The sequence below is a fragment of the Vulcaniibacterium tengchongense genome (assembly GCF_003814555.1).
Taxonomy (GTDB): Bacteria; Pseudomonadota; Gammaproteobacteria; order Xanthomonadales; family Xanthomonadaceae; genus Vulcaniibacterium; species Vulcaniibacterium tengchongense.
Window position 1 is genome coordinate 1 of the sequence record NZ_RKQN01000016.1, and the last position, 1300, is coordinate 1300.

The window sequence follows — 1300 nt, forward strand, 5'->3', positions numbered from 1 at the left end:
CGGTGGTCCACCCATGTCGAGTGCCGGATGTGCCCGTGGCAGGACCGGTGCTGGAGGGCTGCGGCATGAACGAGACACCACTGCACCCGGTGCTCGGGGAGCGCCTGATCGACGCACGCGAGGCGGCACTGGCGCTCAATCTGCCGACCTACTGGCTCACGCACGCGACGGAGCGCCGACGTCTGCGCCTGCCGCACTACCGGGTGGGCAAGCTGCTGCGTTTCAAGCTCTCCGAACTGATGGCGTGGATGGAGGAACGTCAAGCCCTGCTCACGGCCGACGCAGGGCACGAGGAGGAGTCGGATGCTGGACTTCAACTTCAATGACACCGCGCCCGAGCCCGAGATCCCGGCGTCCGAGCGCCGCGAGGCCGTGCGCGCCGCCCTGCTCTCGCGGCTGGAAGCGGTGCTGTTCACCCTGTTCCCCGCCGGTCGGACGCGCCGCGGCAAGTTCGTCATCGGCGACGTGCTCGGCAGCCCGGGCGACAGCCTGGAAGTGGTGCTCGACGGCGACAAGGCGGGCCTGTGGACCGACCGGGCCACCGGTGAGGGCGGTGACGTCTTCGACCTCATCGCCGCTCACCATGGCCTCGATACGCACACCGAGTTCCATCGGGTGCTCGAAGCCGCCGCGGACCTGACGGGGCGCGCTCGACCGGTCGCGCCGCGCGGACGGAAGAAGGACGCTGCGGTCGACGACCTGGGTCCCGCCACCGCCAAGTGGGACTACCTCGACGCGCAGGGGCGGCTCATCGCCGTCGTCTACCGCTACGACCCGCCCGGGCGCAAGAAGGAGTTCCGCCCGTGGGATGCCAAGCGCCGCAAGATGGCGCCGCCCGAGCCTCGCCCGCTCTACAACCAGCCTGGGTTGGCCGCAGCGAGCCGCGTCGTCCTGGTCGAGGGCGAGAAGTGCGCGCAGGCACTGATCGAAATCGGCATCGCGGCCACCACCGCGATGCACGGGGCGAATGCGCCCGTGGACAAGACCGACTGGTCGCCGCTGGCCGGCAAGGCGGTGCTGATCTGGCCCGACCGCGACAAGCCGGGCTGGGAGTACGCCGTGCAGGCGGCCCAGGCGATTCTGTCGGCGGGCGCGAAGACCTGCCACATCCTCTACCCACCCGAGGAAGCCGCCGAGGGCTGGGACGCGGCGGACGCCGTGATGGAGGGCTTCGACGTCGCGGCCTTCCTCGCCCACGGTCCGCGTATGCAGGTGCATGACATTGCGGACCCCGGCGAGCCGGTGATCGGCGCGGATGAATCGGTGTGGGGCACCGAAGATGCCCTGGCGCTGGCCTTCA

At 70.5% G+C, this 1300-nt stretch carries 1 protein-coding gene and 1 pseudogene; both read left to right on the forward strand.

What is annotated here, in order from left to right:
- Positions 1-326, forward strand: a 326-nt coding sequence (locus EDC50_RS16240) for a helix-turn-helix domain-containing protein (protein WP_211326907.1), incomplete at its 5' end; no start/stop codon positions are given.
- Positions 304-1300, forward strand: a pseudogene (locus EDC50_RS16245) (phage/plasmid primase, P4 family); the annotation flags it as partial. The gene EDC50_RS16240 and the pseudogene EDC50_RS16245, both read left to right, overlap by 23 nt.